The sequence below is a fragment of the Ramlibacter rhizophilus genome, from assembly GCF_004681965.1.
GTDB lineage: Bacteria > Pseudomonadota > Gammaproteobacteria > Burkholderiales > Burkholderiaceae_C > Ramlibacter > Ramlibacter rhizophilus.
In genome coordinates this window covers 472,740-494,554 of record NZ_SMLL01000004.1, presented here as the reverse complement: position 1 = coordinate 494,554, position 21,815 = coordinate 472,740, and the positions used below count along the sequence as shown (strand labels likewise).

Annotated in this window: 25 protein-coding genes; 14 read left to right on the top strand and 11 right to left on the bottom strand. The window is 70.3% G+C overall.

Features of this window, described 5'->3' with window-relative positions; genetic code table 11:
• The first annotated feature begins 79 nt into the window (after positions 1–79).
• Together EZ242_RS12275 and EZ242_RS12270 are read left to right on the top strand one after the other, a co-directional pair.
• Positions 80–1,441: a glutamine synthetase family protein gene (locus EZ242_RS12275; protein ID WP_135285446.1), complete on the top strand. Its 1,362-nt coding sequence runs from the start codon at positions 80–82 to the stop codon at positions 1,439–1,441.
• 13 nt (positions 1,442–1,454) lie between these two features.
• Positions 1,455–2,588: an iron-containing alcohol dehydrogenase gene (locus tag EZ242_RS12270; protein ID WP_135285445.1), complete on the top strand. Its 1,134-nt coding sequence runs from the start codon at positions 1,455–1,457 to the stop codon at positions 2,586–2,588.
• A 55-nt stretch (positions 2,589–2,643) separates the two neighbouring features.
• Here EZ242_RS12270 and EZ242_RS12265 read toward each other — a convergent pair whose 3' ends face one another.
• Complete coding sequence (locus EZ242_RS12265; protein WP_167784739.1) at positions 2,644–3,621, bottom strand: ABC transporter substrate-binding protein; 978 nt, start codon at positions 3,619–3,621, stop codon at positions 2,644–2,646.
• Positions 3,622–3,850: 229 nt separating this feature from the next.
• Here EZ242_RS12265 and EZ242_RS12260 point away from each other — a divergent pair, with 229 nt between their 5' ends.
• Together EZ242_RS12260 and EZ242_RS12255 are read left to right on the top strand one after the other, a co-directional pair.
• Positions 3,851–4,060 (top strand): hypothetical protein, encoded by a 210-nt coding sequence (locus EZ242_RS12260; RefSeq protein ID WP_135285443.1) that lies wholly within the window; start codon positions 3,851–3,853, stop codon positions 4,058–4,060.
• A gap of 141 nt (positions 4,061–4,201) precedes the next feature.
• Positions 4,202–4,837 (top strand): hypothetical protein, encoded by a 636-nt coding sequence (locus EZ242_RS12255; protein ID WP_135285442.1) that lies wholly within the window; start codon positions 4,202–4,204, stop codon positions 4,835–4,837.
• 11 nt (positions 4,838–4,848) lie between these two features.
• Here the strand turns inward: EZ242_RS12255 and EZ242_RS12250 are convergent, their stop codons facing one another.
• The gene (locus EZ242_RS12250) at positions 4,849–5,580 is read right to left on the bottom strand and encodes an RNA pseudouridine synthase (protein ID WP_135285441.1); all 732 of its coding nucleotides are present in this window, start codon (positions 5,578–5,580) and stop codon (positions 4,849–4,851) included.
• Between the two features lie 96 nt (positions 5,581–5,676).
• Here EZ242_RS12250 and EZ242_RS12245 point away from each other — a divergent pair, with 96 nt between their 5' ends.
• Complete coding sequence (locus EZ242_RS12245; RefSeq protein ID WP_135285440.1) at positions 5,677–6,144, top strand: cupin domain-containing protein; 468 nt, start codon at positions 5,677–5,679, stop codon at positions 6,142–6,144.
• A gap of 48 nt (positions 6,145–6,192) precedes the next feature.
• Here the strand turns inward: EZ242_RS12245 and EZ242_RS12240 are convergent, their stop codons facing one another.
• The 3 genes from EZ242_RS12240 to EZ242_RS12230 all read right to left on the bottom strand — a co-directional run bounded on the left by EZ242_RS12240 (position 6,193) and on the right by EZ242_RS12230 (position 9,365).
• Positions 6,193–7,575, bottom strand: coding sequence for a serine/threonine protein kinase (locus EZ242_RS12240; RefSeq protein WP_167784738.1), 1,383 nt, complete (start codon positions 7,573–7,575; stop codon positions 6,193–6,195).
• 368 nt (positions 7,576–7,943) lie between these two features.
• Positions 7,944–8,294, bottom strand: a complete 351-nt coding sequence (locus EZ242_RS12235; protein WP_135285438.1) for an H-NS histone family protein — start codon at positions 8,292–8,294, stop codon at positions 7,944–7,946.
• A gap of 117 nt (positions 8,295–8,411) precedes the next feature.
• On the bottom strand, positions 8,412–9,365 hold the full coding sequence (locus tag EZ242_RS12230; protein ID WP_205960635.1) for a glycosyltransferase family 2 protein: 954 nt from the start codon (positions 9,363–9,365) through the stop codon (positions 8,412–8,414).
• 308 nt (positions 9,366–9,673) lie between these two features.
• Between EZ242_RS12230 and EZ242_RS12225 the strand changes: the two genes are divergently transcribed.
• Positions 9,674–9,997 (top strand): hypothetical protein, encoded by a 324-nt coding sequence (locus tag EZ242_RS12225; protein WP_135285436.1) that lies wholly within the window; start codon positions 9,674–9,676, stop codon positions 9,995–9,997.
• Between the two features lie 132 nt (positions 9,998–10,129).
• The gene (locus EZ242_RS12220; protein WP_167784737.1) at positions 10,130–11,167 is read left to right on the top strand and encodes a Bug family tripartite tricarboxylate transporter substrate binding protein; all 1,038 of its coding nucleotides are present in this window, start codon (positions 10,130–10,132) and stop codon (positions 11,165–11,167) included.
• Positions 11,168–11,335: 168 nt separating this feature from the next.
• Here EZ242_RS12220 and EZ242_RS12215 read toward each other — a convergent pair whose 3' ends face one another.
• Positions 11,336–12,208 (bottom strand): IclR family transcriptional regulator, encoded by an 873-nt coding sequence (locus EZ242_RS12215; RefSeq protein ID WP_135285434.1) that lies wholly within the window; start codon positions 12,206–12,208, stop codon positions 11,336–11,338.
• Between the two features lie 15 nt (positions 12,209–12,223).
• Positions 12,224–12,847, bottom strand: coding sequence for a flavin reductase family protein (locus tag EZ242_RS12210; RefSeq protein WP_135285433.1), 624 nt, complete (start codon positions 12,845–12,847; stop codon positions 12,224–12,226).
• Positions 12,848–13,041: 194 nt separating this feature from the next.
• Between EZ242_RS12210 and EZ242_RS12205 the strand changes: the two genes are divergently transcribed.
• The 5 genes from EZ242_RS12205 to EZ242_RS12185 are packed head-to-tail and all read left to right on the top strand — an operon-like array spanning position 13,042 to position 16,772.
• Positions 13,042–14,019: a Bug family tripartite tricarboxylate transporter substrate binding protein gene (locus EZ242_RS12205; protein ID WP_135285432.1), complete on the top strand. Its 978-nt coding sequence runs from the start codon at positions 13,042–13,044 to the stop codon at positions 14,017–14,019.
• A gap of 10 nt (positions 14,020–14,029) precedes the next feature.
• Positions 14,030–14,419 carry a RidA family protein gene (locus EZ242_RS12200; RefSeq protein ID WP_135285431.1) on the top strand — a complete coding sequence of 130 codons (390 nt, stop codon included), beginning with the start codon at positions 14,030–14,032 and terminating at the stop codon, positions 14,417–14,419.
• A 15-nt stretch (positions 14,420–14,434) separates the two neighbouring features.
• Complete coding sequence (locus EZ242_RS12195; protein ID WP_135285430.1) at positions 14,435–15,319, top strand: amidohydrolase family protein; 885 nt, start codon at positions 14,435–14,437, stop codon at positions 15,317–15,319.
• Complete coding sequence (locus EZ242_RS12190; protein ID WP_135285429.1) at positions 15,316–15,957, top strand: fumarylacetoacetate hydrolase family protein; 642 nt, start codon at positions 15,316–15,318, stop codon at positions 15,955–15,957. Before EZ242_RS12195 ends, EZ242_RS12190 begins: the two co-directional genes overlap by 4 nt.
• A complete protein-coding gene (locus EZ242_RS12185; protein WP_135285428.1) occupies positions 15,954–16,772 on the top strand; it encodes a fumarylacetoacetate hydrolase family protein in 819 nt (272 codons plus the stop codon). The genes EZ242_RS12190 and EZ242_RS12185 overlap by 4 nt, the downstream gene beginning before the upstream one ends.
• Positions 16,773–16,803: 31 nt before the next feature.
• Here EZ242_RS12185 and dctP read toward each other — a convergent pair whose 3' ends face one another.
• Positions 16,804–17,799, bottom strand: coding sequence for a TRAP transporter substrate-binding protein DctP (gene dctP, locus EZ242_RS12180; protein ID WP_135285419.1), 996 nt, complete (start codon positions 17,797–17,799; stop codon positions 16,804–16,806).
• Positions 17,800–17,840: 41 nt separating this feature from the next.
• Positions 17,841–18,281 (bottom strand): type II 3-dehydroquinate dehydratase, encoded by a 441-nt coding sequence (locus EZ242_RS12175; RefSeq protein ID WP_135285427.1) that lies wholly within the window; start codon positions 18,279–18,281, stop codon positions 17,841–17,843.
• 135 nt (positions 18,282–18,416) lie between these two features.
• Here EZ242_RS12175 and EZ242_RS12170 point away from each other — a divergent pair, with 135 nt between their 5' ends.
• Both EZ242_RS12170 and EZ242_RS12165 read left to right on the top strand, forming a co-directional pair.
• Positions 18,417–19,211: an IclR family transcriptional regulator gene (locus EZ242_RS12170; protein ID WP_135285426.1), complete on the top strand. Its 795-nt coding sequence runs from the start codon at positions 18,417–18,419 to the stop codon at positions 19,209–19,211.
• 44 nt (positions 19,212–19,255) lie between these two features.
• Positions 19,256–19,921: a TetR/AcrR family transcriptional regulator gene (locus EZ242_RS12165; protein ID WP_135285425.1), complete on the top strand. Its 666-nt coding sequence runs from the start codon at positions 19,256–19,258 to the stop codon at positions 19,919–19,921.
• A 121-nt stretch (positions 19,922–20,042) separates the two neighbouring features.
• On the opposite strand, the gene EZ242_RS12160 is transcribed toward EZ242_RS12165, so the two are convergent.
• Both EZ242_RS12160 and EZ242_RS12155 read right to left on the bottom strand, forming a co-directional pair.
• Positions 20,043–20,930: a sugar phosphate isomerase/epimerase family protein gene (locus EZ242_RS12160; RefSeq protein ID WP_135285424.1), complete on the bottom strand. Its 888-nt coding sequence runs from the start codon at positions 20,928–20,930 to the stop codon at positions 20,043–20,045.
• Between the two features lie 7 nt (positions 20,931–20,937).
• Positions 20,938–21,807, bottom strand: a complete 870-nt coding sequence (locus EZ242_RS12155; protein WP_135285423.1) for a VOC family protein — start codon at positions 21,805–21,807, stop codon at positions 20,938–20,940.
• Positions 21,808–21,815 lie beyond the last annotated feature (8 nt).

The following is a 21,815-nucleotide window of genomic DNA, read 5'->3' as shown; positions in this document are numbered from 1 at the left end:
GCGGCCCACGCCGGCCGCGCGGGCCGGCTACGCTGCCCGAACCCAGCCGGCCTTGTCCCCGGCGGAAGGAGGAACCGGCGTGCCCCCTGCGCAGCTTCACCCCCGGATCGCGGCACTGCGCGAGGCCGGCGAGACCCGCGTCAAGGTCGCGGCCAGCGACATCGACGGCGTGCTGCGCGGCAAATTGCTGCACATCGACAAGTTCGAGTCGGCATCCACCGGCGGCTTCGGCTTCTGCGACGTGGTGTTCGGCTGGGACAGCCAGGACGTGACCTACGACAACACGCAGGTGACCGGTTGGCAGCACGGCTTTCCGGACACCCTCGCCCGCATCGACCCCGACACCGCACGCCGAGTGCCCTGGGACGGCGACGTGCCCTTCTTCCTGGCCGAGTTCATATCACCCGACGGCAGCCCCTTCCCGCTGTGTCCGCGCCAGACGCTGCGGCGTGTCCTGGCCCGCGCCGAGAAGCTGGGCTTTGCCGTCATGACGGGCTTCGAGTTCGAGTGGTTCAACTTCCGCGAAACGCCGCACAGCTGGGCGGCCAAGCGCGGCGTGGATCCCGAGCCGATCACGCCGGGCATGTTCGGCTATTCGCTGCTGCGCATGGCGGACCACCCCGATTTCTTCCGCGCGCTGATGGACGAGATGGCGGCTTTCGGCGTGCCCATCGAGGGCCTGCACACGGAGACCGGACCCGGGGTGCTGGAGGCCGCGCTGCTGTTCTCGCCCGCGCTGGAGCAGGCCGACCGCGCCATCCTGTTCAAGACCGGCGCGCGCGAGATCGGCAAGCGCTTCGGCATCATGCCCAGCTTCATGGCCAAGTGGAGCGCGAAGTACCCCGGCTGCAGCGGCCACATCCACCAGAGCCTGTCCGACGGCCAGGACAACGTCTTCTTCGCGGCCGACCACCCGCGCCGCATGAGCCCGCTCTTCGAGAGCTACCTGGCCGGCCAGGTGCAGTGCCTCATGGAGTTCGCGCCGCTCTTCTGGCCCACCGTCAACAGCTACAAGCGCCTGGTGGACGGCTTCTGGGCGCCGGTCAAGCCGACCTGGGGCATGGACAACCGCACGGCCAGCTTCCGCGTGCTGGCCGGCTCGCCCAAGGCCACCCGGCTGGAGACGCGCTGCCCGGGCGCGGACGTGAACCCCTACCTCGCCATGGCGGCCGTGATCGCCGCCGGCCTGCACGGCGTGGAGCAGGGCCTGAAGCTCACGGCCCCGCCCATCACCGGCACCAACCAGGGCGCCGAGGGCATCGCGCGCGCACCGCGCACCCTGATCGAGACCACCCGCGTCTTCGAGCGCAGCGCCATTGCGCGCGACTGGCTGGGCGACACCTTCGTCGAGCACTTCGCGGCCACGCGCGACTGGGAGTGGCGCCAGTGGCTCGACGCGGTGACGGACTGGGAACGCCAGCGCTACTTCGAAATCATCTGAACGCCTGCGAGAGATGAGCCTGCACAGCTTCGCCTTCCCCACTGCCATCCGCTTCGGCCCCGGCGCGCGCAAGGAGGTGGCGAGCCACCTGGCGGCGCAAGGCCTGTCGCGCCCGCTCCTCGTGACCGACCGCGCGCTCGCGGCGCTGCCGGTGCTGGCCGAATTCCGCAGCCACCTGCAGGCCCTGGACGTGGCGGTGTACGACGGCGTGGCCGGCAACCCCAGCGCTTCGCAGGTCATGGCGGGCGCCGAGGCCTTCCGCACGCACGGGGCCGACTGCGTGATCGGCTTCGGGGGCGGTGCGGCGCTGGATGTCGCCAAGGTGGTGGGGCTCATGGCCACGCACGAAGGCCACATTCTGGAATACGCCTGGGACCATCCGCGCGTGCGCGCCATCGACCGCCCGCTGCCCTGGATCGTGGCGCTGCCCACGACGGCGGGCACGGGCTCCGAAGTCGGCCGCTCGGCCGTGGTGAGCGAGGACGACACGCACCTCAAGCGCATCGTCTTCAGCCCCCGCCTGCTCGCGCGTCAGGTCTTCGCCGACCCCGAACTCACCCTGGGCCTGCCGCCCGCCGTGACGGCCGCCACCGGCATGGACGCGCTCACGCACAACATCGAGAGCTATCTGTCGCCCAGCTGGCATCCGCTGTGCGACGGCATCGCGCTGGAAGGCACGCGCCTGGCGGCGCGCAGCATCGAACGCGCGGTGCACCAGGGCGCGGACCTGGGCGCCCGCGGCGAGATGATGATGGCCTCCATGATGGGCGCCATCGCCTTCCAGAAGGACCTGGGCGCGGTGCATGCCTGCGCCCATGCGCTGGGGGCCGTGGGCGGGCTGCACCATGGGCTGGCCAACGCGCTCATGATCGACACGGTGCTCGCCTGGAACCACGAGGCGGCGCCCGCGAAGTTCGACGAGCTCGCCCACGCCTGCGGGCTGGGGGACGACGGCGCTGCGCTGGTCCCCTGGCTGCGCGGCCTCAAGCGCCGCATCGGGCTGGACGGCAGCTTGTCCTCGCACGGCGTGCGCCGCGATCAGCTGCCCAGGCTGGTGGAGGTGGCGGTGGCGGACATCTGCCACCAGACGAACCCCAGGCCCTGCACGGCGGCGGACTTCGAGCGGCTGTTCCTCGAGGCGCTCTAGGAGCAGGGACTTCACCGGGGCCATCGCCACGGTGAACAAGCGCTCATGACCGCCTTCAGCGCGGCGCCTGCGTGGCCGTCTTGTACAGCAGGGGCTTGGCGTCGAAGGCGCCTTCGATCATGCCGTTCTTGCGCATCAGCTCCACCACGCGGTCCAGTGCCGCCGGATCCACGGTCTTCTCGAAAGGCGGCAGCACGAGGCCCTTGATGCGCTCGGGCGGCAGCTTGGTGTAGCCGGAGATGATGCGCAGCCACTCGTCGCTGCCCTTGTTGGCGTTGGTCCAGTCCACGCCCTTGTTGTAGGCGCGCACGAACTTCTCGATCACCTGCGGGTTCTGCTGGATGTAGCTGCGCGTGGCCACGTACTGGGCGATGGGCACGCGCTTTTGCACGTCGCTCCAGGGCCAGCCGATCACCTGCACGTCGCCCTGCTCCACGGCGGCGGACATGAAGGGGTCCATGACGAAGGCGGCGTCTGCACGGTTGCCGCGCACCGCATCGGGCATCTGCGGGAACGGCACCTCCACGTAGGTCACCTTGTCGGGGTCGCCGCCGGTGCTGCGCACCCATTCGCGCGCGTACATCCAGCCGATGTTGTTGCGCGTGTTGACGGCCAGGCGCTTGCCTTCCAGGTCCTTGCCGGTCTTGATGCCGCCGGCCTTGGTGGCAATGAGGCCGCCGAAGTCGGGCGCCTTGTCGGCCGTGCCGCTGCCGGCCGCGACGATCTCGAACCCCAGCCCCTGCTTGGCGCCCAGCAGCGTGGAGATGATGTTGCTGAAGGCGATCTGCACCTGGCCCGCGGCCAGCGCAGGCAGGCCCGCGGCGCCGCCGGCCATGGGCGTGGTGTCGATCTCCAGCCCCTCGTCCTTGAAGAAGCCCTTGGCCATCGCGACCTGCAGCGGCGCCGTGTCGATGATGGGGATGGTGCTCACGCGCAGCTTGGTGGCCTGCGCCAGGGCCGGGCCGGCGGCCACGAAGACCGCGGCGGCGACGGCGAGTCCGAGGGCACGGCGGCGAAGGGTGGTCTTCAACATGGCTGGCTCTCCTGGGTTGATGTGGACAGGGTCGGCGAGGCGGTAATCGATTTTGTTTCGCCCCATCGATAAAGATGGTCAATGTAGGCAGGAGCGGGCACGGTGTCAACGCCTGGGCCATGCAGGCGGTGGCGGCTGAGTCAAGCCCTTCGTCGTGGCGACGCCACTGTCCCATGGAGCGCGATGGAGGCAGGGCAGAATGGCTTCTGCTCAACAGCACAGCCGTCCCTTGCTCAAATTTCTTGTCGTCCTCGTCCCGCTCTCCGTGGCCGCGCTGCTGTGGCTCGCCGCGCCGGCCTGGCTCTCGCGCGAGCTGCAGGGCTGGGAGTTGCTCCTGGCCACGGCCGTCGCCTGGCTGCTGGCCGCCGCCTGGCGCCGCCGGATGCTGCGGCGCCAGCGCGAGCAGATCGAAAGCCTGCGCGACTCCGCACTGTGGTGAGCGGCCGCGGTGCCGTCGCGCACGTGACGGACGTGTCCGCCTGTGACCACGCAGAACCGCGCCAGCGCGATCTGAACCAACGTGCATGACACCGGCGCCGCTTCGCGCACGCCGGCCTCCACAACTTTGCAAGGAGCACTCATGCGCAAACACCTGATCACGTCCGCCTGCACGGCGGCGCTCATGGCCACCTCGGCCGCTGCCCTGGCCCAGGGCTCGTCCAGCACGCCGGCCGCCTCGGCCGCCAGCCCGGCCGCCACGGCGGGCGACACCAGCGGACAGGCCATGGAGAAGCTGCGCGCGGCGGCCCAGCACCTGCGCGAGTCGGTGCAGGCCATGGCCCAGAAGCAACCCGGCCCGGACCGCGACCGCGCCATCGACCAGGCCCACGACGCCCTGCTGGAAACGCAGCGCGCGATGGTCGCGCTGCCGCCCGACATGCGTGGCTCGGGCCGCATGCCCGACATCGAGGCCAGCCCGCCTTCGCAGCGGCGCGGCACCGCCAGCGTGTCCGATGCGGACTACCAGCGTTCCGTGACCCAGCTCATGCGGGCCGCGGACAGCCTGCGCCAGTCGGTGCAGCAGATGGCCCAGCAACCGGCGGGCGAGCGGCGCAATCGCGCGATGGAACAGGCGCGGCAGGCCTTGTGGGACACCCAGCAGGCCATGGTCGCGGCCTACGATCCAGGCTCGGCTTCACGCGCCATGGGGGCGCAGGGCGCCAACGCGTCCGCAGCCGCCGCGGGCGGCCAGCGCATGCGGCCGGACCGCAACTGACACGCTGGAAGCTAGAAGCGCTCGCCCGCGAGCAGGTGGCGCCACTGCCCCGGTGGCAGGGACGCCATCGGCACGCGGCCGATGCGGATGCGCTTGAGCGCCTCGAGCCGCAGGCCCACCAGCGTGCACACCGCGTCGATGCGATCGAGCACCATCCCTTTGCCGGCGATCCGCAGCCGGGTTTCGCTCTGCCAGCTCACGCGGGCCGGCGGCAATGATCGCCCCGCCGCCACCAGGCCCTGGCCCAGGCGCGCGAGGCCGCCCTCGTCGGTGTGGCCCGCCACCTGAGCGACAAGCTCCTGTTCGAGCAGTTCGGCGTCCTGGGTGAGCTTGCGCACGATGCCCGCATGCTGGCTGAACACCGCCAGCCCGCTGGCCTCTCGCGGCAGCGGCAGCAGGGGGGCGAGCCTGGCCAGATGGGCCCGCACCGGACGCACGTCCGAGGCATCGCCGCTCCAGCGACCGCCGGGCGCGAGCATCGCCAGCGCGTCCGCCTCGCTCGCGCCCGCGGGCTTGTGCAGCAGGAAGGTGACCGCCACGTCGTCCTGCAGCCGCGCCTTCGGATCGACCTCCACGCGCTGACCCAGCACGCGGAACTGCGGCTCCTCGACCACCACGCCATCCACGCGGACCCAGCCTTGCGCGATGTACTGCTCGGCTTCACGCCGCGAGCAGGGCAGCTGCGCCGCGACGACCTTGGACAGGCGCTGCGGGTCGGTTGCAGCCGTGGGCTCGTGATTCATGCGCGGATTGTCGTCGCGTCCGACGCTTTGCCGCCGGCCGAGCCCGTATGCTGCCGCGTTCATACGCCATCCAATGCAAGCAAAGGAGTCCCCCGCATGCCCATTGAAGACATCGGCCCGAAGCCGCAATCGTTCGATCTGGAAAACGAGACGCTGGCCAACACCAATTACCGCAGCGTCGCCTGGAGCGGGCGTTACCTGCAGCTGACCCTCATGTCCATTCCGCCCGGCGAGGACGTGGGCCTGGAGATGCACGCGGAGACCGACCAGTTCCTGCGCCTGGACGGCGGCCGCGGACGGGTGCAGATGGGTCCGGCCAAGGACAAGCTCACCTTCGAGAAGGAGGTCGAGGACGGCTGGTGCATCATGGTGCCGGCCGGCACCTGGCACAACGTGACCAACATCGGCGAAGAACCCATGCAGCTGTACGCCATCTACGCGCCGGCGCACCACAAGCCGGGCAAGGTGCACAAGACGCAGGCGGAAGACGAGTCCGACCAGGACGACGATCCGGCGGAGTGGTCCGTGCAGCCGGTGGCGCCGAAGCCGGACCAGCACGCCTGAACGGCGGCAGGCGACGGGGCCCCGCAGGGCCCTGTCCTTGCACCCGGCTCAGGGGCCTCCCACGGTGATGGCCGCGCGGTCGCGCGCGCGCTGCTGCTGGGTATGCATGGTCACGCAGACGCGGTGGTGACGGTACTCGCGCGTCGCGCAGAGAAAGACCGTGCAGAGCTCGTGGCCGAACCCGGTGTCCGGCCCGCAGGCGGCCTGCGGTGACGGACCGGGCACCGGGCGCTTGCCGCGCTGCGATGTCGGCTCCGGGCGTGACCGGCTGGCCGAAGCGCGCCTGGCCACATGCTCGACCCGCACCGTCTCCGGCTCGCGCGCCTTCACCGGACGCGGCTTGGGCGGCTCCGCGTCGAGCGGGCGGGCGGCCGGCAGGGGCTGCGCCTGTGGTTGCGGTTGCAGTTGCAGTTGCAGTTGCGGTTCCGGTGGCGGTTGCGACACGGGATTCTGCGCTGGCGGCGGGGATGCAATCGGCGGTTCGGCTGCGAAGGCCGGGGTCGGCTGCGATGCCGCGGGCAGCCGCAGGACCGGCGCCTCCAGCACGCCCTCCCAGCGCCGCCCGGGCGAGCTGTCCACGCGGACCGACCCGCGCTCGACCAGCTGACGCGCCGGCTCGATCGGCGCCACGCCGGTGAAGGCGCTCGCTATCCAGCCGAGCGTGATCAGGCAGGCAGCGGCCAGGCAAAACTCCACGCGCTGCACGCGCGCACCCAGGGCGTCGATGCGGGCGTTCGCCAGCCCCGCGGGTGGCCGAAGCGGTTCGGGCCGCGGCGCCACGGGCGGCGGCGGCGTCGGCCCGGGGCCCAGTCCCAGGGACGGGGCCAGGACGGCCTGCAGTGCTGTCGAGAACGCACCGGCGTCCTGGAAGCGCGCGTGCGGCTCCTTGGCCAGAGCGCGGGCGAAGACGGCGTCCAGGCTGGCCGGCAGCTCGCTGCGCAGCGCGTGCAGGCCGCCGGCGCCCACGCCACCGGCCGGCGGCATCGCGCCAGCCAGCAGCAGGTGCGCCAGAACGGCTGCCGAGTAGACATCGGAGCGGGCGTCGCCCGGCTGGCCGCGCTGCTGCTCCGGCGCGCGGTACGGACCCCTTGCCGTGACCGGCGTCCCGTCCTCCAGGCCACCCACCTTGAGCTGCCCGGTGCGCCCGAGTCGCAGGCAGTCAGGCCCGAGTTCTCCATGCGCGTGGCCCTGCGCATGCAGCGCCGCGAGGCCGGACAGAAGCTGCAGGACCAGCGCCAGTGCCTGGCGCACAGGCAGCCGGGGGACGCGTGCGAGGTACTGCGCCAGGGTTTCGCCGTCGGCCGGCTCGGGAACGAGGCGCACGCGCTCGCCATCGCCGCGACCCGGGAGCACCGCCGCGAGGTTGGGATGGCTCTGCCCGTGAAGGAGATCGCCGGGGCTGCGCTCGCCAGGGGCCGCTTGCTTGTGCATGGGCACCCATGGTCGAGATTCGGGTTGATGCCCGCTGTAGGACGGAGCAGCATCCGCGCGTGCGGTTTGCGGGTGCTGCGCTGCCCTGTGCCGGGTACCGCTGCTTGCGGGGCGCGCGAGTCTCAGCCGGCGTCGGTCAGGGGGCTCGCCCGCAGCGCGCCGCATTGCGGGGTGTCCCGCCTCGGGACGGACCACCTGAGAAGGAATTCGCCGACGGGCGGACGGCGCAATCCCGGTGATTCGATCGCCTTTTCAGGCACATCGACAAAGACCCGGAACCTGTCCGCCGGCCGCCTTCGATGGAGAGAACCGGAAGCCGGTGAATGAAGCATTCCCCGGCCTTGAATCGGCATGGTCGCCGATGCGAATCAGGCCAGGAAATCCTCCAGCGTCTTTCCCGAGGCGAGCGCATCGCGAAGCCATTGGGGCCGCGGTCCGCGTCCGCCCCATACATTGCCCTGCGCGTCCCGGTATTTGGCCGCCGCGCCCTTGCGGCCGCCGCGCTTGCCGGCACGCGGGGCGGCGGCAGCGCGCCGCCCACGCGGGGCGACACCATTGGAGGCAGGAAAGTTCAGGTCGCTCGCGCGCAACCCGTACACCTCGATGGCCTTGTTGATCTTCTCGATGACTTCGGCCAGTTCGGCCTCGCGCGCTTCTTCGGCTTCGCGTTGCAGGCGGACGATTTCATCTTGAATTTCAGCGTAGGTCTTGCGGGGCATTTCATGGACTCCGGTGAATTGGAAACGCGAGTGTATCCAATTGCGGATTGCAGCCGACGCCAATTAATAACCGTTCTACAAATCAGATCCTGATTGCAGATGGAACTCGCCGCCGATTCACTGCGCGGCGCCGGAGGCCACGCCACCCGCGGCATCCACTCGCATCGCCCGACGCAACCAGGCCAGCCTGGGCGGACGGGGAGCAATCAGCATGGACAGCGTTCGCCACCAGCGCAGCCCCGTGGCGCCATGCCGCGCCCGGGCCAGCCATCGCCACGCCAGGGCACGCTGTCCTTGCGCGAGGGCCATCCGGGCCAGGTCGACGTCGATGTGCGCGGCGAACGCGAGCGCCGACCGGCGCTGCGCAGGGGTGAGCACGCCCGATTCGGCCCGCTCGCGCAGGCGGACGACAAAAGGCGGCTCGAAGCCCAGGTGAAGGCGCGTGAGGCTGCCCTCGACGTCCATCCGATGCCCCACCAGCGGCGCATGCAGGAGCGCCACCGGCTCGCGCTCGGCCAGCCGGAGCCACAGGTCCAGGTCCTCGCCGCAGGACTCGCCCGGCGCGAAGCAGGGCTGCATGTCCTTGAGCAGGCCGGCACGGATCGCGATCGAGCCGGTGAAGAACGCCGGGCCTTGCCGCCATCGCCTGGGCAGGTCGGCGATGACTTCCAGGGGCGCGGACTCGCTCGGCTCCAGCGTGGGCCGCGCCGCCGTGAAGTCGGCGTAGCGCGTTGCCACCACCGAGGCGCCCGGCAGGCGGGCCTGGGCGGCCGCCAGCCGGGCGAGGAACTCCGGGTGCTGCCAGTCGTCGGCATCCAGGAAGACGATCCACTCGCCACGCGCGAGCGCAATGCCGCGATTGCGTGCGACGGAGACGCCTGCGTTGGCCTGCCGCACCACGACCAGCCGCGGGTCCCCGATGTCGGCCAGCCGCTCCACACCGCCATCGGTGGAGCCGTCGTCCACGACCACCACCTCCAGGTCTCCCAGCCGCTGGGCCAGCACCGACTCGACGGCCGCGCGCACATACGGGGCTTTGTTGTAGAGCGCAATCACCACGGAGAACCGCACCTTGGCGTCCGGTACTGCTGGGAACGTATCGGAGCGGGTGGCGTGGCCGCTCTTCGGAAGGGCCAGAGGTGCGAAATGATTCATACGGAACGTCGGCTCACGGTCAGCAGTCGTGAATGTGAGTAACGATTCCAAAAAATCTCAAGCTCGGCTATAGCTCTTTCGGGGGGTGGCTGCGGCGCGGCCTGCGTGCCGTGGGGCCGCAGGACGATGCGCCCAGCCCTGGAGGACGTTCCTCCCCTGTGCAGATCCGCGGCAGCGGCGCCCAATGGGTCGGCTTGCAAGATCGCCCTCCGCAGGAGCCTTCCATGCCTGCCGCTCACTGCCCGCCCCTCCTCGCGGCTGCCGCGCTGGCGCTGGGTGCGTCGGCCCAGTCCGTGCGGCCCACGCTCGAAGCCACTCCTGTCGCGCAACTTCGAGTCATCTACCTGGAATGTGCGCGGCAGAGCGAGGTCGAGCGCCTGCCGATCGAGGTGCTGGCGTACTGCTCGGAGGCCGCCGATGTGCTGCGCGAACGCGAGTTCGGCGGCAGCCTGGATGCCCAGGTGGCCTGGTGGCGCAGCGAGAAAGCGCGCCACCAGCCCACACCTGCGGCCCTTCCGCGTCGCCCGTCCGAGATCCTGCGCCGCTGACCGGCCGGCGCACGGGTTGTCCGCAGCGCGCTGCAGCGCTCGGTGAAAACCTGGATGGCGGCCCGCAGGGTCCTGCCCACAATCGCCGCTGCCGGCCGCACGGCGCATCCGGCCCACGTTTCAGGAGACTCCATGCCCCCCATCCATCCCCTGCGCCGTCGGCTCGGCCGCGGGCTCATCGCAGGCCTGCTCGCGAGCGCGGCCATGCTGCTGGGCGCGGCACCCGCATGGGCCACCGACGCGGCGGCCTTCCCGAGCAAGCCCATCACCCTCGTGGTGCCCTTCCCGGCCGGGGGCAGCCTGGACGTGACGGCGCGGATCATTGCCGAGCACCTGAAGGAAACGCTGGGCCAGCCGGTGGTCATCGCCAACCGGCCGGGCGCCGGCACGGCCGTGGGCGCCCGCTCGGTCGCCAGCGCGCCGCCCGATGGGCACACCCTGCTCATCACCTCGGGATCGGCCTACGGCTACCTGCACCTGCTGGTGCCCAATTTCGAGTTCAAGCTCGCCGACTTCGAGCCCATCGCCGCCGTGGCCGTCAATTCGTCCGTGATTGCCGCCAGCGGCAACTTCGCGCCGAAGTCGCTGACCGAGCTGGTGGAGTACGCCCGCAGCAAGCCCGGCGCGGTCAGCTTCTGCACCACCGGCGTGGGCGGCCTCAACCACCTGCAGCTGGAGATGCTCAAGGGCTTCGTGAAGGCCAAGACGGGTTCGGACTTCAACGTCACGCACGTGCCCTACAACGGACTGGCCCCGGCGCTGGTCGGTCTGCGCGGCAACAACGTGGAGGTCTGCACCCTGCCCTACGCTTCCCTGGTGAAGAACCTGCACGGCAAGGAGCTGCGCATCCTGGCCGTGCAGCGGCCCAAGCGCCTGCCCTCGATCCCGGACGTGGGCACGACCGGCGAGCAGGGCTACCCGCAGATGGATGCGAACGACGCCTTCGTCAACATCGCCGCGCCCAAAGGCACGCCCCAGCCGGTGCTGGCCAAGCTCGAAGCCGCGGTGCTCAAGGCCATGCGCGATCCGGCGGTGCGCAAGAAGATCGAGGACCTGGACATCGAGGTCCTCGACATGAACAGCCGCGACACCCGGGCCTGGCTGGAGCAGGACGTCAAGCGCCTGAGCGAGGTGATTCACAACGCCGGCCTCGCGCAGAAGCCGCGTTGACTAATTCACGCTTTCCCGATGTGCGTGAGCGCCACGCCTTGAATTGAGGTCCTTCGGCTGCGTAGACATGACAGGTTGGTGATGACGTGGGGGCCTGGCGCCACCCATACTCGCCCACAGAGCTGCACGCACGGCAGGTGACCAAGGTCCTGTTGCCGCTCTATTTTTTCAGGCCCGCTTCGGCGGGCCTGCTTTTTTCAGGGCCTCTTCGCCGATCCTGCCTTTTTTCGCCGGGTGCGCCCCGGCCCGCGATCGGTCGATATCCATCAGGCGTGCCGTGATGCGGTCCACATGCGACTGCATGGCCGCCACCACCGTGCGGAGCCGATCGCGCCCGAGCCGCTCGGCCAGGGTCGCGATGCTGATCGCGCCCACCACCCTGCCCCCCGCGTCCCGGATGGGAACCGCCACCGCGCTGGTGCCCGGCATCACGCCGACCGGCGCGTAGGCATGGCCCAGGCGCTGCGCGGCGGCCACCGCCGACAGGACCTGCCGCACGCTGCGGCCGAGCACCTGCAGGCGCACGGCATTGCCCTGCGTCACGGCCGCAGCCTCGGCCGCCTCGACGCCGGTCAGCAGCGCCACGCCGGACACGCTGGCGCCGAGCGGCCTGCGCGCGCCGACGTCGATGGACAGCACCTGGATGGTGTGCGAGCCGAGGAAGCGCCCGATGCAGACCGAGTCGGACCCGTGCCGCACACTCAGGAACACCGTGTCGCCGACCTCGGCCGCGAGCGCCGTGAGCGCGGGCTCGGCCACCGTGCGAAGCGCCAGGCCGGCCGGCCTGGCCAGCCCGAGCAGCGTGATCTCGTGGCCGATGCGATAGCGGCGCGTGGACGCATCCTGCTCGACGGCGGTCTCCTCCATGAGCACCTTCAGGAGGCGGTGCACCGTCGGCAAGGGCAGCCCGCACATCCGCGCCACGTCGGTGAGCCGCACGCCCCGGTCCTGGCCGGTGGCCACCAGGCGCAGGACCGCCAGGGCGCGGCGCACGCTTTGCGCGCCGTCGGCGCTGTCCGGCGGTAATCCAGGGCGGGCCATGCCGGGCACGTCGGATCAACCGTCGATAACGGTCTTCACCGTCTGCCCGACCGCGCGCAGGGTCACGATGCGGCCCAGCGTGGCGTAGTTCGGGCCGCCCAGGCGGCAGATCGGGTTGAGCGCCAGCGTGTCGATCTTGTAGTTGCTGGCCAGGCCGTCGCGGATGTGGAAGGCCAGCACCTCGCCCACGATGAATTCCGAGCCAGTCACGCCGAAGGCGATCGACTGGTGCAGGCGGCACTCCATGGCCACGGGCGGCGCGACCAGCCGCGGCACCGAGATGAAATCGCTGGCGGTGCACTGCAGCCCGAGCACCTCCACCTCGCTCACCTCCGGCGGATGCTCCTCGGCGCTCTCGTGCACCGCGTTCAGCAGCGACTCGTCGGCGATGTGCACCACGTACTCGCCGCGCTCGCGGATGTTGTTGCCGGTGTCCTTCATCACGCCGGCCTTGCGCCCCACGTTCACGCCCACCATCGGCGGCTTGTTGGACACGAAGGTGAACGCACTGAAGGGCGCCACGTTGAGCACGCCCTCGGGCGACTGGGTCGCGACCCAGGCGATGGGGCGCGGGACGATGATGCCGGTCAGCAGCTTGTAGGTCTGCTGCGGATCCAGGTCGGCGGCATTGATGCGCATGGCGTCTGTCCAAGCAATGGAAGTTCGGGTGCTCGACCCACCAGGCAGACGATCGTAATCGCCGCCACCGCCGGTGCCGAGACCATTTCCCCGCAACTTCCATCCCGTGGAAGCAATCGCCGAATCGGCGTTGATGGCCGTGGCGGGCCTGCCTAGAGTGGTGCGGCGACACGAACCACGACAGGAGACACCCCATGCGCAAGTTGATCGCCCCTTTGTCGGCCGCCCTCGCGGCCTTTGCGGTGGCCGCCGCTCCCTCCGTCCAGGCACAGGAATGGCCCAGCAAGCCGGTCCGCCTGGTCGTCCCCTATCCCCCGGGAGGCAACGTCGACGGGGCGGCCCGCATCATCTCCGGCGAGCTGCAGAAGCTGCTGGGCCAGCCCATCGTGGTCGAGAACAAGGCCGGCGCCGGCGGCATGCTGGCCGGGGAGCACGTCGCCCGTGCCGACCCGGACGGCTACACGCTCTTCATGGCGGCCAACGGGCCCCTGCTGTACTCGCCCACCATCTACGGCCGTCCGCTCTACCACTGGCAGAAGGACTTCGCGCCCATCTCGACCGTCTCGCTCACGCCGCTGCTGGTGCAGGTGCATCCCTCGGTGCCGGCGAAGACGGTGCCCGAGCTGGTCGCGCTCGCCAAGGCCAAGCCCGACAGCGTGACCATGGCCTCGCCCGGTGCCGGCACCACCAACCACCTCCTGAGCGAGATGCTGCAGAAGCAGACCGGCGCGAAGTGGGTCACGGCGCACTACAAGGGCAACGCGCCGGCCACCAACGACCTGCTGGGTGGACAGGTGCAGTTCAACATCGACCAGGTGTCGGTGGCGCAGCCTTTCATCAAGGACGGGCGCACCCGCCCGCTGGCGGTCATCGCGCCCAAGCGCGTGCCCTGGCTGCCGGACGTGCCCACCCTGCAGGAACAAGGCATCACGGGCGTGGAGGGCCAGACCTTCACCGGCGTGCTCGCCCCGGCCGGCACGCCCCCGGCCGTCATCGACAAGCTCAGCACCGCGCTGCGCACCGTGCTGGCCAACCCGGACGTGAAGGCGCGCTTCTACCAGGCCGGTGCCGACACCCAGTTCATGACGCCGAAGGAGTTCAGCGCCTACCTGGCGAAGGAGGAGTCCACGTGGCTTCCGATCATCCGTGCGGCCAACATCAAGGCCAACTGAGCGGGGGCCCATGGAGAGCCGACGCCAGACCCTCCACGTGGAGGGCTTCAGCCACGCCAACCCCATACCGGCCGCGGCGAAGGTCGGGCCGCTTCTCATGAGCGGCCTGATCAACGGCACCGATCCCGCGACCGGCCAGCTCGCCGGCACGCTGGAGGCGCAGTGCGCCCACATGTTCCAGCACGTGCGCAATGTCCTGGCCGCCGCGGGCGGCGGTCCGCAGCACCTGGTGAGGCTCACCGTCTGGCTGAAGGACCGCAGCCAGCGCGGACCGCTGAACGAAGAGTGGCTGGCCATGTTTCCGGACCCGCAGGACCGCCCCGCCCGGCTGTCGCTGCAGGCCACCGACCTGAGCGGCGGCATCCTGGTGCAGTGCGAGCTGACCGCCTACATCGACTGAACTCGAACGCCACGCATGTCCGACTACTTCCCCTTCCACCCCGAGCCGCGCGCACCCAGCCGGCCCGCGCTTGCGGGCGCCATCGACAGCCAGTTCCACATCTTGGGCCCGCGCGAGAAGTACCCGGTGCGGCCGGGCGCCGCCTACGAAATGCCCACGGCCACGCCGGAGGCACTCCAGCGCGTGCACCAGGCCCTGGGCATCCGGCGCGGCATCATCGTGCAGACCACCACCTACGGCGAAGACCATCGCGTCGTGCTGGATGCGCTGGCCGCACTCGGCCCCGGCTACAAGGCCTGCGCCAATGCGCTGGTCTTCGAGTCCGCGAGCGACGCCGAGCTGCAGCGCCTGCACGATGCCGGCGTGCGCGGTGCGCGCTTCTCCTTCCGCCAGGCCCTGGGCGCCGTGCTCACCCGCCCCGCCTTCGATCGCGCGGTGGGCAAGCTGCGCGAGCTGGGCTGGTACATGAAGGTGCAGCCGGAGCAGACCGGCATCGTCGAAAGCGTGTCCTGGTTCGAGGACCTGGACCTTCCCGTCCTCATCGACCACATGGGGCGCCCGGACGCCACGCTGGGCCCCGATCGCGACCCGAACATCGCCAAGCTGCGCCAGCTGCTGGCTCGGGGCAACTTCTGGGTCATGCTCTCGCTGGGCGAGAAGATCTCGCGCACGGGCGCGCCGTATGACGACGTGGTTCCGCTCGCGCGGGTGCTCATCGATGCCGCACCCGCGCGCTGCGTCTGGGGCTCCGACTGGCCACATCCGGTCTCGAAGAAGCCGCCGCCCAATGACGCCGACCTGCTGGAGCTGCTGTACCGCTATGTGCGCAGCGAGGACGAACTCCGGCGCATCCTGGTGGACAACCCTGCCGAGCTGTTCGGCTACGAGGCGCTCGCATGAAAACCGTCGTCGGTTGCCTCCTGAACTTCCGCAGCGCCTGGGAGGCCGCGGAGCCCGCCATGCACCTCGCGCCTCACTTCAAGCCGCCGAGGAATCCGGTGCTGTACCTCAAGCCGGCCAACACCTGGCGTTCCAGCGGCGAGGACATCGTGCTGCCCGCAGGCGTGGACGAGGTGGAGGTCGGCGCCACGCTCGGCGTGGTGCTGGGCCGCTCCTGCGCCCGCGTGCGCGAGGCCGACGCCCTGGCGTTCATCGCCGGCTTTCGGACCGTCAACGACGTGACCGTGCCGCACGCCACGATCCTGCGCCCGCCCATCAAGCAGAAATGCCGCGACTCCTTCTGCCCCATGGGACCGGTGGTGCCGACTTCGCAGGTGGGATCGCCGGACCGGCTCGCGCTGCGTGCCTACTTGAACGGCGAGCTGAGGCTGAGCGAGGACACGGGCAACCTGATCCGGCCGGTGGCCCGGCTGCTGGCCGAGGTCACCGACTTCATGACGCTGGAAGCCGGCGACGTGCTCCTGGTCGGCGTGCCCGCCGGGCTGCCCCGCGCGCGGGCCGGCGACCGCGTGGCGGTGGAGATCGACGGCGTGGGCCGCGTCGAGAACACGATTCGCAGTGAAGGAGGCACGCCATGAGACAGGGACGCGTGGTGCATGGAGGCGCGGTGCACGGCTGCACGCCGTGGCCGGCGCAGGACGGCGCGTCCGAGGAGCGCGTGCGGCTGGCCGATGGCCGCGTGCTCGGCGCGCACGAGGTTCAGTGGCTCGCCCCCTTCGAGCCGCGCACGATCTTCACGCTGGCGCTGAACTACGCCGACCATGCCAGCGAGCTGGCGGCCAAGTCCTCGGCGGACCAGGCGAGTTTCCTCACCGCCCAGAAGGCCGAGCCCATCGTGTTCCTGAAGGCCGCCAACGCCATCGTCGGCCACCGGGGCTTCACGCGCAGGCCGCAGGACGCGGACTTCATGCACTACGAGTGCGAACTGGCGGTGGTGATCGGCCGCGAAGGACGCCGTATCCCTCGCGAGCAGGCCCTGGACCACGTCCTGGGCTACACGGTGGCCAACGACTACGCCATCCGCAACTTCCTCGAACCGTACTACCGGCCCAACCTGCGGGTGAAGAACCGCGACGCGGCCACCGCGCTGGGTCCCTGGCTGGTGCCGAAGGCGCTGGTGCCAGACCCCATGGCGCTGCGCCTGACGACGCACGTGGACGGACAGCTGGTGCAGGAGGGAACGACCGCCGACATGATCCACGACATCCCGTCGCTGATCGCCTACCTCAGCGACATCATGACCCTCTCGCCCGGTGACGTGATCCTCACCGGCACCCCGAAGGGCTCCGTGGACGTGAGGCCCGGCCAGGAGGTGGTCTGCGAAGTGGAATCGGTCGGCCGGCTGGTCAACACGCTGGTGGAGGACTGGGAGCCCGCGGACCTGCGCGGCTGAAGCCGCGCGCCGGTCCGCGGGGCGGACTCCCTCAGGACTTCATCGCGTTGATCTTCTCCAGCATGCCGGCGGGCCAGGCCTTGGCGTCGTCGGAGGCGAGGTAGACCTTCTGCGCGTGGGCGCGGAAGGCGTCGATGTTGGGCGTGTACACCTCCAGGCCGCCGGCCTTGAACTGCTCGGCCAGCTCGGCCTCGCGCTTCTGGTGCTCCGCGGTGCTCCAGGCCACCGCCTTGTCCACGGCCTGCTGGAAGGCGCGCTGGCGGCCCGCGTCCATCTTCTGCCACACCTTCTGGTTCAGCGTCAGCACGTCGAAGCCCACCAGGTGCGAGGTCAGCACGATCTGCGACATCACCTCGTTGAACTTCATGTTCTGCACGTTCGGCAGCGGGTTGTCCTGCCCGTCGATCGCCCCGGTCTGCAGGCCCGTGTAGGTCTCCGCATAGGCCATGGGCGTGGGGTTGGCCCCCAGCGAACGCCCCAGCAGCTGCCAGGCATCGCCCGGGGGCATGCGCAGCTTGATGCCCGCCAGGTCCGCCGGCACGCTGATCTTCTTCTTGGGCTTCAGGCCCACGTGGCGCGTGCCGAAGAACACCGGCGCGAGGATCTTCACCTTCAGCTGGTCCTCGGCCATCTTCTTCATCTGCGCGCCCAGGTCGCTGGCGAAGAACTGGTTCAGGTGCCCCGCATCACGGAACAGGTAGGCCGAGGTCAACAGCGTCCAGGCCGGCACCTGCTTGGAGATGTCCTGCGGCGAGATGTTGCCCATCTCCAGGTTGTCCCGCTGCAGCGCCACCAGCTCGGTGCCCTGGCGGAACAGCGTCGAGTTCAGGTGCGGCTCGATCTTGAAGTCGCCCTCGATGTCCTTGGCCAGCCGCCGGATCATCTCGGCGCGGATGTCCTTGTCCGAGAACACCGCCGCAAAGCGCAGCGTCTGCGGCGCCCCCTGCGCCCACGCCCCGGCGCCCGAAGCCGCCGCCAGCGCCGCCATCGCGCGCAGCACCGCGCGCCGGTCGAGTTGATGTCTCATCGCATGTCTCCTCAGTGGGTTGGAAAAACGGAAAGCGCGGGTCACTTCGCCAGGCGCCGGGCCACGGCGCGCAGCGCCATCTCGTAGCCGAAGGGACCGAAGCCGCAGATGACGCCGGTGGCCGCCAGGGACACCAGCGAGGTCTGGTAGAGCGCATCGCGGCGGTGGATGTTGGTCAGGTGGACCTCGGCGATGGGCTGGTCCAGCGTCTTGAGCGCGTCCAGCAGCGGAATGGAGCGGAAGGACAGGCCGGCCGGGTTGATCACCAGGGCGGCGGCCTTCTCGCGCGCCTCCTGCACCCAGTCCACCATCACGCCCTCGTGGTTGGTCTGCCGGAACTCGCAGGCAAAGCCCAGGGACTGCGCGACCTCCAGGCACTGCGCCTCGATCTCGCGCAGCGTGGTGCTGCCGTACAGATGCGGCTCCCGCACCCCGAGGAGGTTGAGGTTGGGTCCGTTCAGGACGTAGAAGGTGTCGCTCATGCGAAGGCTCACTGCGGTTGGGTCGTCGTGCGGCCCGCAGGGCGCGTGACGCGCTCCGCGGCTTGCGAGCGCCATGTTCTGGCCGGCGCGTGAATCACTTTCTAAAATGGAAACTCTTTTCGCTTTACGAAAACCATGAGCGTCGCACTCGACCGGGGCCTGTCCATCATCGAGCACCTGGCCCGGTACCCGGAGGGGCTGCCGATCTCGCTGATCGCGTCGGAGCTGTCCATCCCGCTCGGGGCCTGCCACCGCCTGCTGGCCGAGCTGCAGCGGCGCGACTACGTGCGCCAGGCGCGCCGGCAAGGCGACTACGTGCTGACCACCAAGGTGGTGTCGCTCGGCCTGGGTTTCCTCAGCAGCGCCGGTATCGTGGATATCGCAGCGCCGGTGCTGGACCGGCTGGCCGAGCAGACCAGCGAACTGGTCCGCCTGTCCATCGTGGACGAGGACCGCCTCACCTGGGTCGCCAAGTCCCAGGGCATGCGGCAGGCGGGCCTGCGCTACGACCCGGACATGGGCATGGACGCGCGCCTGTCCTGCACCGCCTCGGGCCACGCCTGGCTCATGACCCTGAGCGATGAACGCGCGCTGGCGCTGGTCTCGCGCCAGGGCTTCGGCCGGCCGGCGGACTACGGCCCGAAGGCACCGACCACGATCAAGGCGCTGCTGGGGCACCTGCATGCCGCACGGGTGCGCGGCTACGCGCTGATCGACGAAGTCTTCGCGCCCGGCATGAGCGCGATCGCCGCACCGGTGACGCGGCGCGGCAAGACCCTGGGCGTCATCAGCGTGGCCGGGCCGCGCGTGCGCCTGACGCCCGAGCGCCTGCATGCGCTCGCGCCGGCACTGCTGGCCGCCGCGGCCGAACTCGGCCCCATGAGCAGCACCTCCAGCCTGTTCGGCCGGCCGCCGCTCGGAAAGGGCTGATGCGGCGGCGGTGGCACCGGCGGGCCTTCTCCTAAACTCACCCCATGAACCAATCCGTACCGTCCGACGCGCCGCTTGCGGCCGGCGCGCCGAGCCGCAGCAACGACCCGGAGCGGACCAAGGCGGACATCATCGAAGTGGCCATGCGCGAGTTCTCCGAGAAGGGACTCGCGGGCGCGCGCATCGACCTCATCGCCGAGTCCATGCGCACCAGCAAGCGCATGATCTACTACTACTTCGGCAGCAAGGAAGGCCTGTACATCGCGGTGCTGGAGGAGGCCTACCGCCGCATGCGCGCCATCGAGGCGCAGCTTCACCTGGAGGACCTGCCCCCGGTGGAGGCCCTGCGCAAGCTGGTGGGCTTCACCGTGGACTACCAGCTCGCGCACCCCGAGTTCATCCGGCTGGTGATGACCGAGAACATCCACCGGGGCGAGTACCTGGCGCAAAGCCCCAGCATCCAGCAGTTGAACGTGCCGGCCATCGTGGGGCTGCGCGAGGTGCTCGAACGCGGCCAGCGCGAGGGCGTGTTCCGCCAGGGCATCGACGCCATCGACCTGCACATGTCCATCAGCGCGCTGAGCGTCTTCAACGTGGCCAACCGCCACACCTTCGCGCTGATCTTCAAGCGCGACATGGACTCGCCCGAGGCGGTCGCGCGCCGCCGCGAGAGCATCGTGGAGATGGTGGTGCGCTTCGCGAGCGTGTAGGCGGGGAGGGAGCCGACTCCTTCCCCCTCTGGGGGAAGGCAGGGATGGGGGCTCGCGTGGGCGCAATGCCGTCGGCGCTCGTGGCCCCCACCCCAACCCTCCCCCAGAGGGGGAGGGGGGCTCAGGGCCTCGCGGCCCGCACCCACCCAGGCAGCGGCCGCGGCACCCGCAGCACCGTCTCGGCCAGCCAGAGCGCACTGCGGTGGGCTCGCCCGGCGACCATGTCCAGCGGCAGCTGCTGGTAGTCGTCGTTGAAGACCTCGAAGCTGTAGTCGCCGGCGTAGCCCAGCGCATCCAGGCGCAGCACGAGGTCGGCGAGCGCCTCGCTGTGCACGCCTTCGCCCGGGAACACGCGGAAGGTGCGGGCGGTGGTGATGCGTTCCTCGAAGGTGGGCGTCTCGTTCCACATGAAGTCCGAGAGCTGCACGAGGAACACGCGCGCAGGGTCCAGCAGCTCGATGCCGTCCAGGGGCGTTCCGGCCGCGAAGATGTGGAAGGAGTCCAGCGCCAGCCCGAGGCTGGGATGGTCGGCCGCGCTCACCACGTCCCAGGCGGTGGTGTATTCGTTGATGGTGCGGCCCCAGGAGAGCCCCTCGTAGGCGACGCGCACGCCCAGGGGCACCGCCAGCGTGGCGAGCTTGCGCAGGTCGCGCGCGATGTCCTGCGGGTCCTGCGAGGCATGGCGCGAGGTGGACGAGCACGCCAGCAGCACGCGCGAGCCCAGCTCGGCGCACATGCGCAGCATGCCCTTGGCGATATCGACCTTGTAGCCGTGCAGGTGCCCCGACAGGCCCTCGAAGTCGCGCAGCACCTGGAAGCCGGTCGCGCGCAGGCCACTCGCGCGCACGGCCTCGACGGCCGCCTTGACACCCCCGGGATGCCCCACGACGTCGCGCGCGCTGAGCATGACCTGCTCGAACCCGGCCTCGCGCATGGCGGCGAGCTTGGCCTCCAGCGGCCCGGCCAGGGTGATGGTGTCCATGCCGAAACCGGCGATGCGGCGGTCCATGGCGGGCCTAGGTCGTGATGTGCACCAGCTCGAAGGCCACCGAGCCGAGCTGCGTGACGGTGAGCGCCCCGCGGTCGTCCGGATGCAGCTGGGTGGAGTCCACGAACTGCACGCCGCGCCCGCGCAGCTGTGCCACGGCGGCGGGCACGTCGGCCGCGCCGATGCCCACGCGCTGCAGGCTCTCGCGTCCGTCGTCCGCGTCGGGACTGGCCGGCTCGATCAGCTGCCACATGAAGCTGCCGCAGGGGCTTCGCATCAGCTTGCCGGCGGGCATGACGCCGAAGCGCTGGTCGTCGGGGATGTCGCCGAAGCCGAACAGCTGCTCGTAGAACGCCATCCACTCGGCGCTGCGGCCGCTGGCGATGTACTGGACCACGCCGAACCAGCGCTCGCCCGCGATGGCCGGCGGGTGCGGGTCCACCGTGGGAATGGGCGTGAAGTCGATGTCGTAGATGGAGAAGTCGCGCCAGCGGTCCACGAAGAAGAAGTGCGAGGCCCCCGGCCCCTGGATGCCGGGGATGTTCAGCTCCATGGCCTGCGCGTGCCCGGGCGTGTCCCAGGCCCCCAGGTCCAGGCAGCGCGCATGCGCCAGCCGCGCGTCGCGCACGCGAAAGGCCACGGCCGAAAGGACCGGATGGCCGCCCTCCGTGGCACTGGCCCGCGCGTCGTCGGGATGCGCGTTGACCACCAGGTTCAGGCCGCCCTGGCGGTAGAGCGTCACCTCGCGCGATCGGTGCCGGGCGACGGGTCGAAAGCCCATCATCTCCAGCACCTGGCCGAGCGCTTGCGGGCGCAGGGTGGCGTATTCGATGAACTCGATGCCCTCCAGGCCCAGGGGGTTGGGCAGCTCGGGGACGGCTTCGCGGTTGCTCGTCATCGCAGCAC

What these genes read in the sequence shown, in the direction of transcription:
- EZ242_RS12270 (WP_135285445.1), top strand. Translation starts at nt 1,455, where the DNA reads ATGAGCCTGCACAGCTTCGCCTTCCCCACTGCCATCCGCTTCGGCCCC.
- EZ242_RS12265 (WP_167784739.1), bottom strand. Translation starts at nt 3,621, where the DNA reads ATGTTGAAGACCACCCTTCGCCGCCGTGCCCTCGGACTCGCCGTCGCC.
- EZ242_RS12255 (WP_135285442.1), top strand. Translation starts at nt 4,202, where the DNA reads ATGCGCAAACACCTGATCACGTCCGCCTGCACGGCGGCGCTCATGGCC.
- EZ242_RS12250 (WP_135285441.1), bottom strand. Translation starts at nt 5,580, where the DNA reads ATGAATCACGAGCCCACGGCTGCAACCGACCCGCAGCGCCTGTCCAAG.
- EZ242_RS12245 (WP_135285440.1), top strand. Translation starts at nt 5,677, where the DNA reads ATGCCCATTGAAGACATCGGCCCGAAGCCGCAATCGTTCGATCTGGAA.
- EZ242_RS12240 (WP_167784738.1), bottom strand. Translation starts at nt 7,575, where the DNA reads ATGCACAAGCAAGCGGCCCCTGGCGAGCGCAGCCCCGGCGATCTCCTT.
- EZ242_RS12235 (WP_135285438.1), bottom strand. Translation starts at nt 8,294, where the DNA reads ATGCCCCGCAAGACCTACGCTGAAATTCAAGATGAAATCGTCCGCCTG.
- EZ242_RS12225 (WP_135285436.1), top strand. Translation starts at nt 9,674, where the DNA reads ATGCCTGCCGCTCACTGCCCGCCCCTCCTCGCGGCTGCCGCGCTGGCG.
- EZ242_RS12220 (WP_167784737.1), top strand. Translation starts at nt 10,130, where the DNA reads ATGCCCCCCATCCATCCCCTGCGCCGTCGGCTCGGCCGCGGGCTCATC.
- EZ242_RS12215 (WP_135285434.1), bottom strand. Translation starts at nt 12,208, where the DNA reads ATGGCCCGCCCTGGATTACCGCCGGACAGCGCCGACGGCGCGCAAAGC.
- EZ242_RS12210 (WP_135285433.1), bottom strand. Translation starts at nt 12,847, where the DNA reads ATGCGCATCAATGCCGCCGACCTGGATCCGCAGCAGACCTACAAGCTG.
- EZ242_RS12205 (WP_135285432.1), top strand. Translation starts at nt 13,042, where the DNA reads ATGCGCAAGTTGATCGCCCCTTTGTCGGCCGCCCTCGCGGCCTTTGCG.
- EZ242_RS12200 (WP_135285431.1), top strand. Translation starts at nt 14,030, where the DNA reads ATGGAGAGCCGACGCCAGACCCTCCACGTGGAGGGCTTCAGCCACGCC.
- EZ242_RS12195 (WP_135285430.1), top strand. Translation starts at nt 14,435, where the DNA reads ATGTCCGACTACTTCCCCTTCCACCCCGAGCCGCGCGCACCCAGCCGG.
- EZ242_RS12190 (WP_135285429.1), top strand. Translation starts at nt 15,316, where the DNA reads ATGAAAACCGTCGTCGGTTGCCTCCTGAACTTCCGCAGCGCCTGGGAG.
- EZ242_RS12185 (WP_135285428.1), top strand. Translation starts at nt 15,954, where the DNA reads ATGAGACAGGGACGCGTGGTGCATGGAGGCGCGGTGCACGGCTGCACG.
- dctP (WP_135285419.1), bottom strand. Translation starts at nt 17,799, where the DNA reads ATGAGACATCAACTCGACCGGCGCGCGGTGCTGCGCGCGATGGCGGCG.
- EZ242_RS12175 (WP_135285427.1), bottom strand. Translation starts at nt 18,281, where the DNA reads ATGAGCGACACCTTCTACGTCCTGAACGGACCCAACCTCAACCTCCTC.
- EZ242_RS12170 (WP_135285426.1), top strand. Translation starts at nt 18,417, where the DNA reads ATGAGCGTCGCACTCGACCGGGGCCTGTCCATCATCGAGCACCTGGCC.
- EZ242_RS12165 (WP_135285425.1), top strand. Translation starts at nt 19,256, where the DNA reads ATGAACCAATCCGTACCGTCCGACGCGCCGCTTGCGGCCGGCGCGCCG.
- EZ242_RS12160 (WP_135285424.1), bottom strand. Translation starts at nt 20,930, where the DNA reads ATGGACCGCCGCATCGCCGGTTTCGGCATGGACACCATCACCCTGGCC.
- EZ242_RS12155 (WP_135285423.1), bottom strand. Translation starts at nt 21,807, where the DNA reads ATGACGAGCAACCGCGAAGCCGTCCCCGAGCTGCCCAACCCCCTGGGC.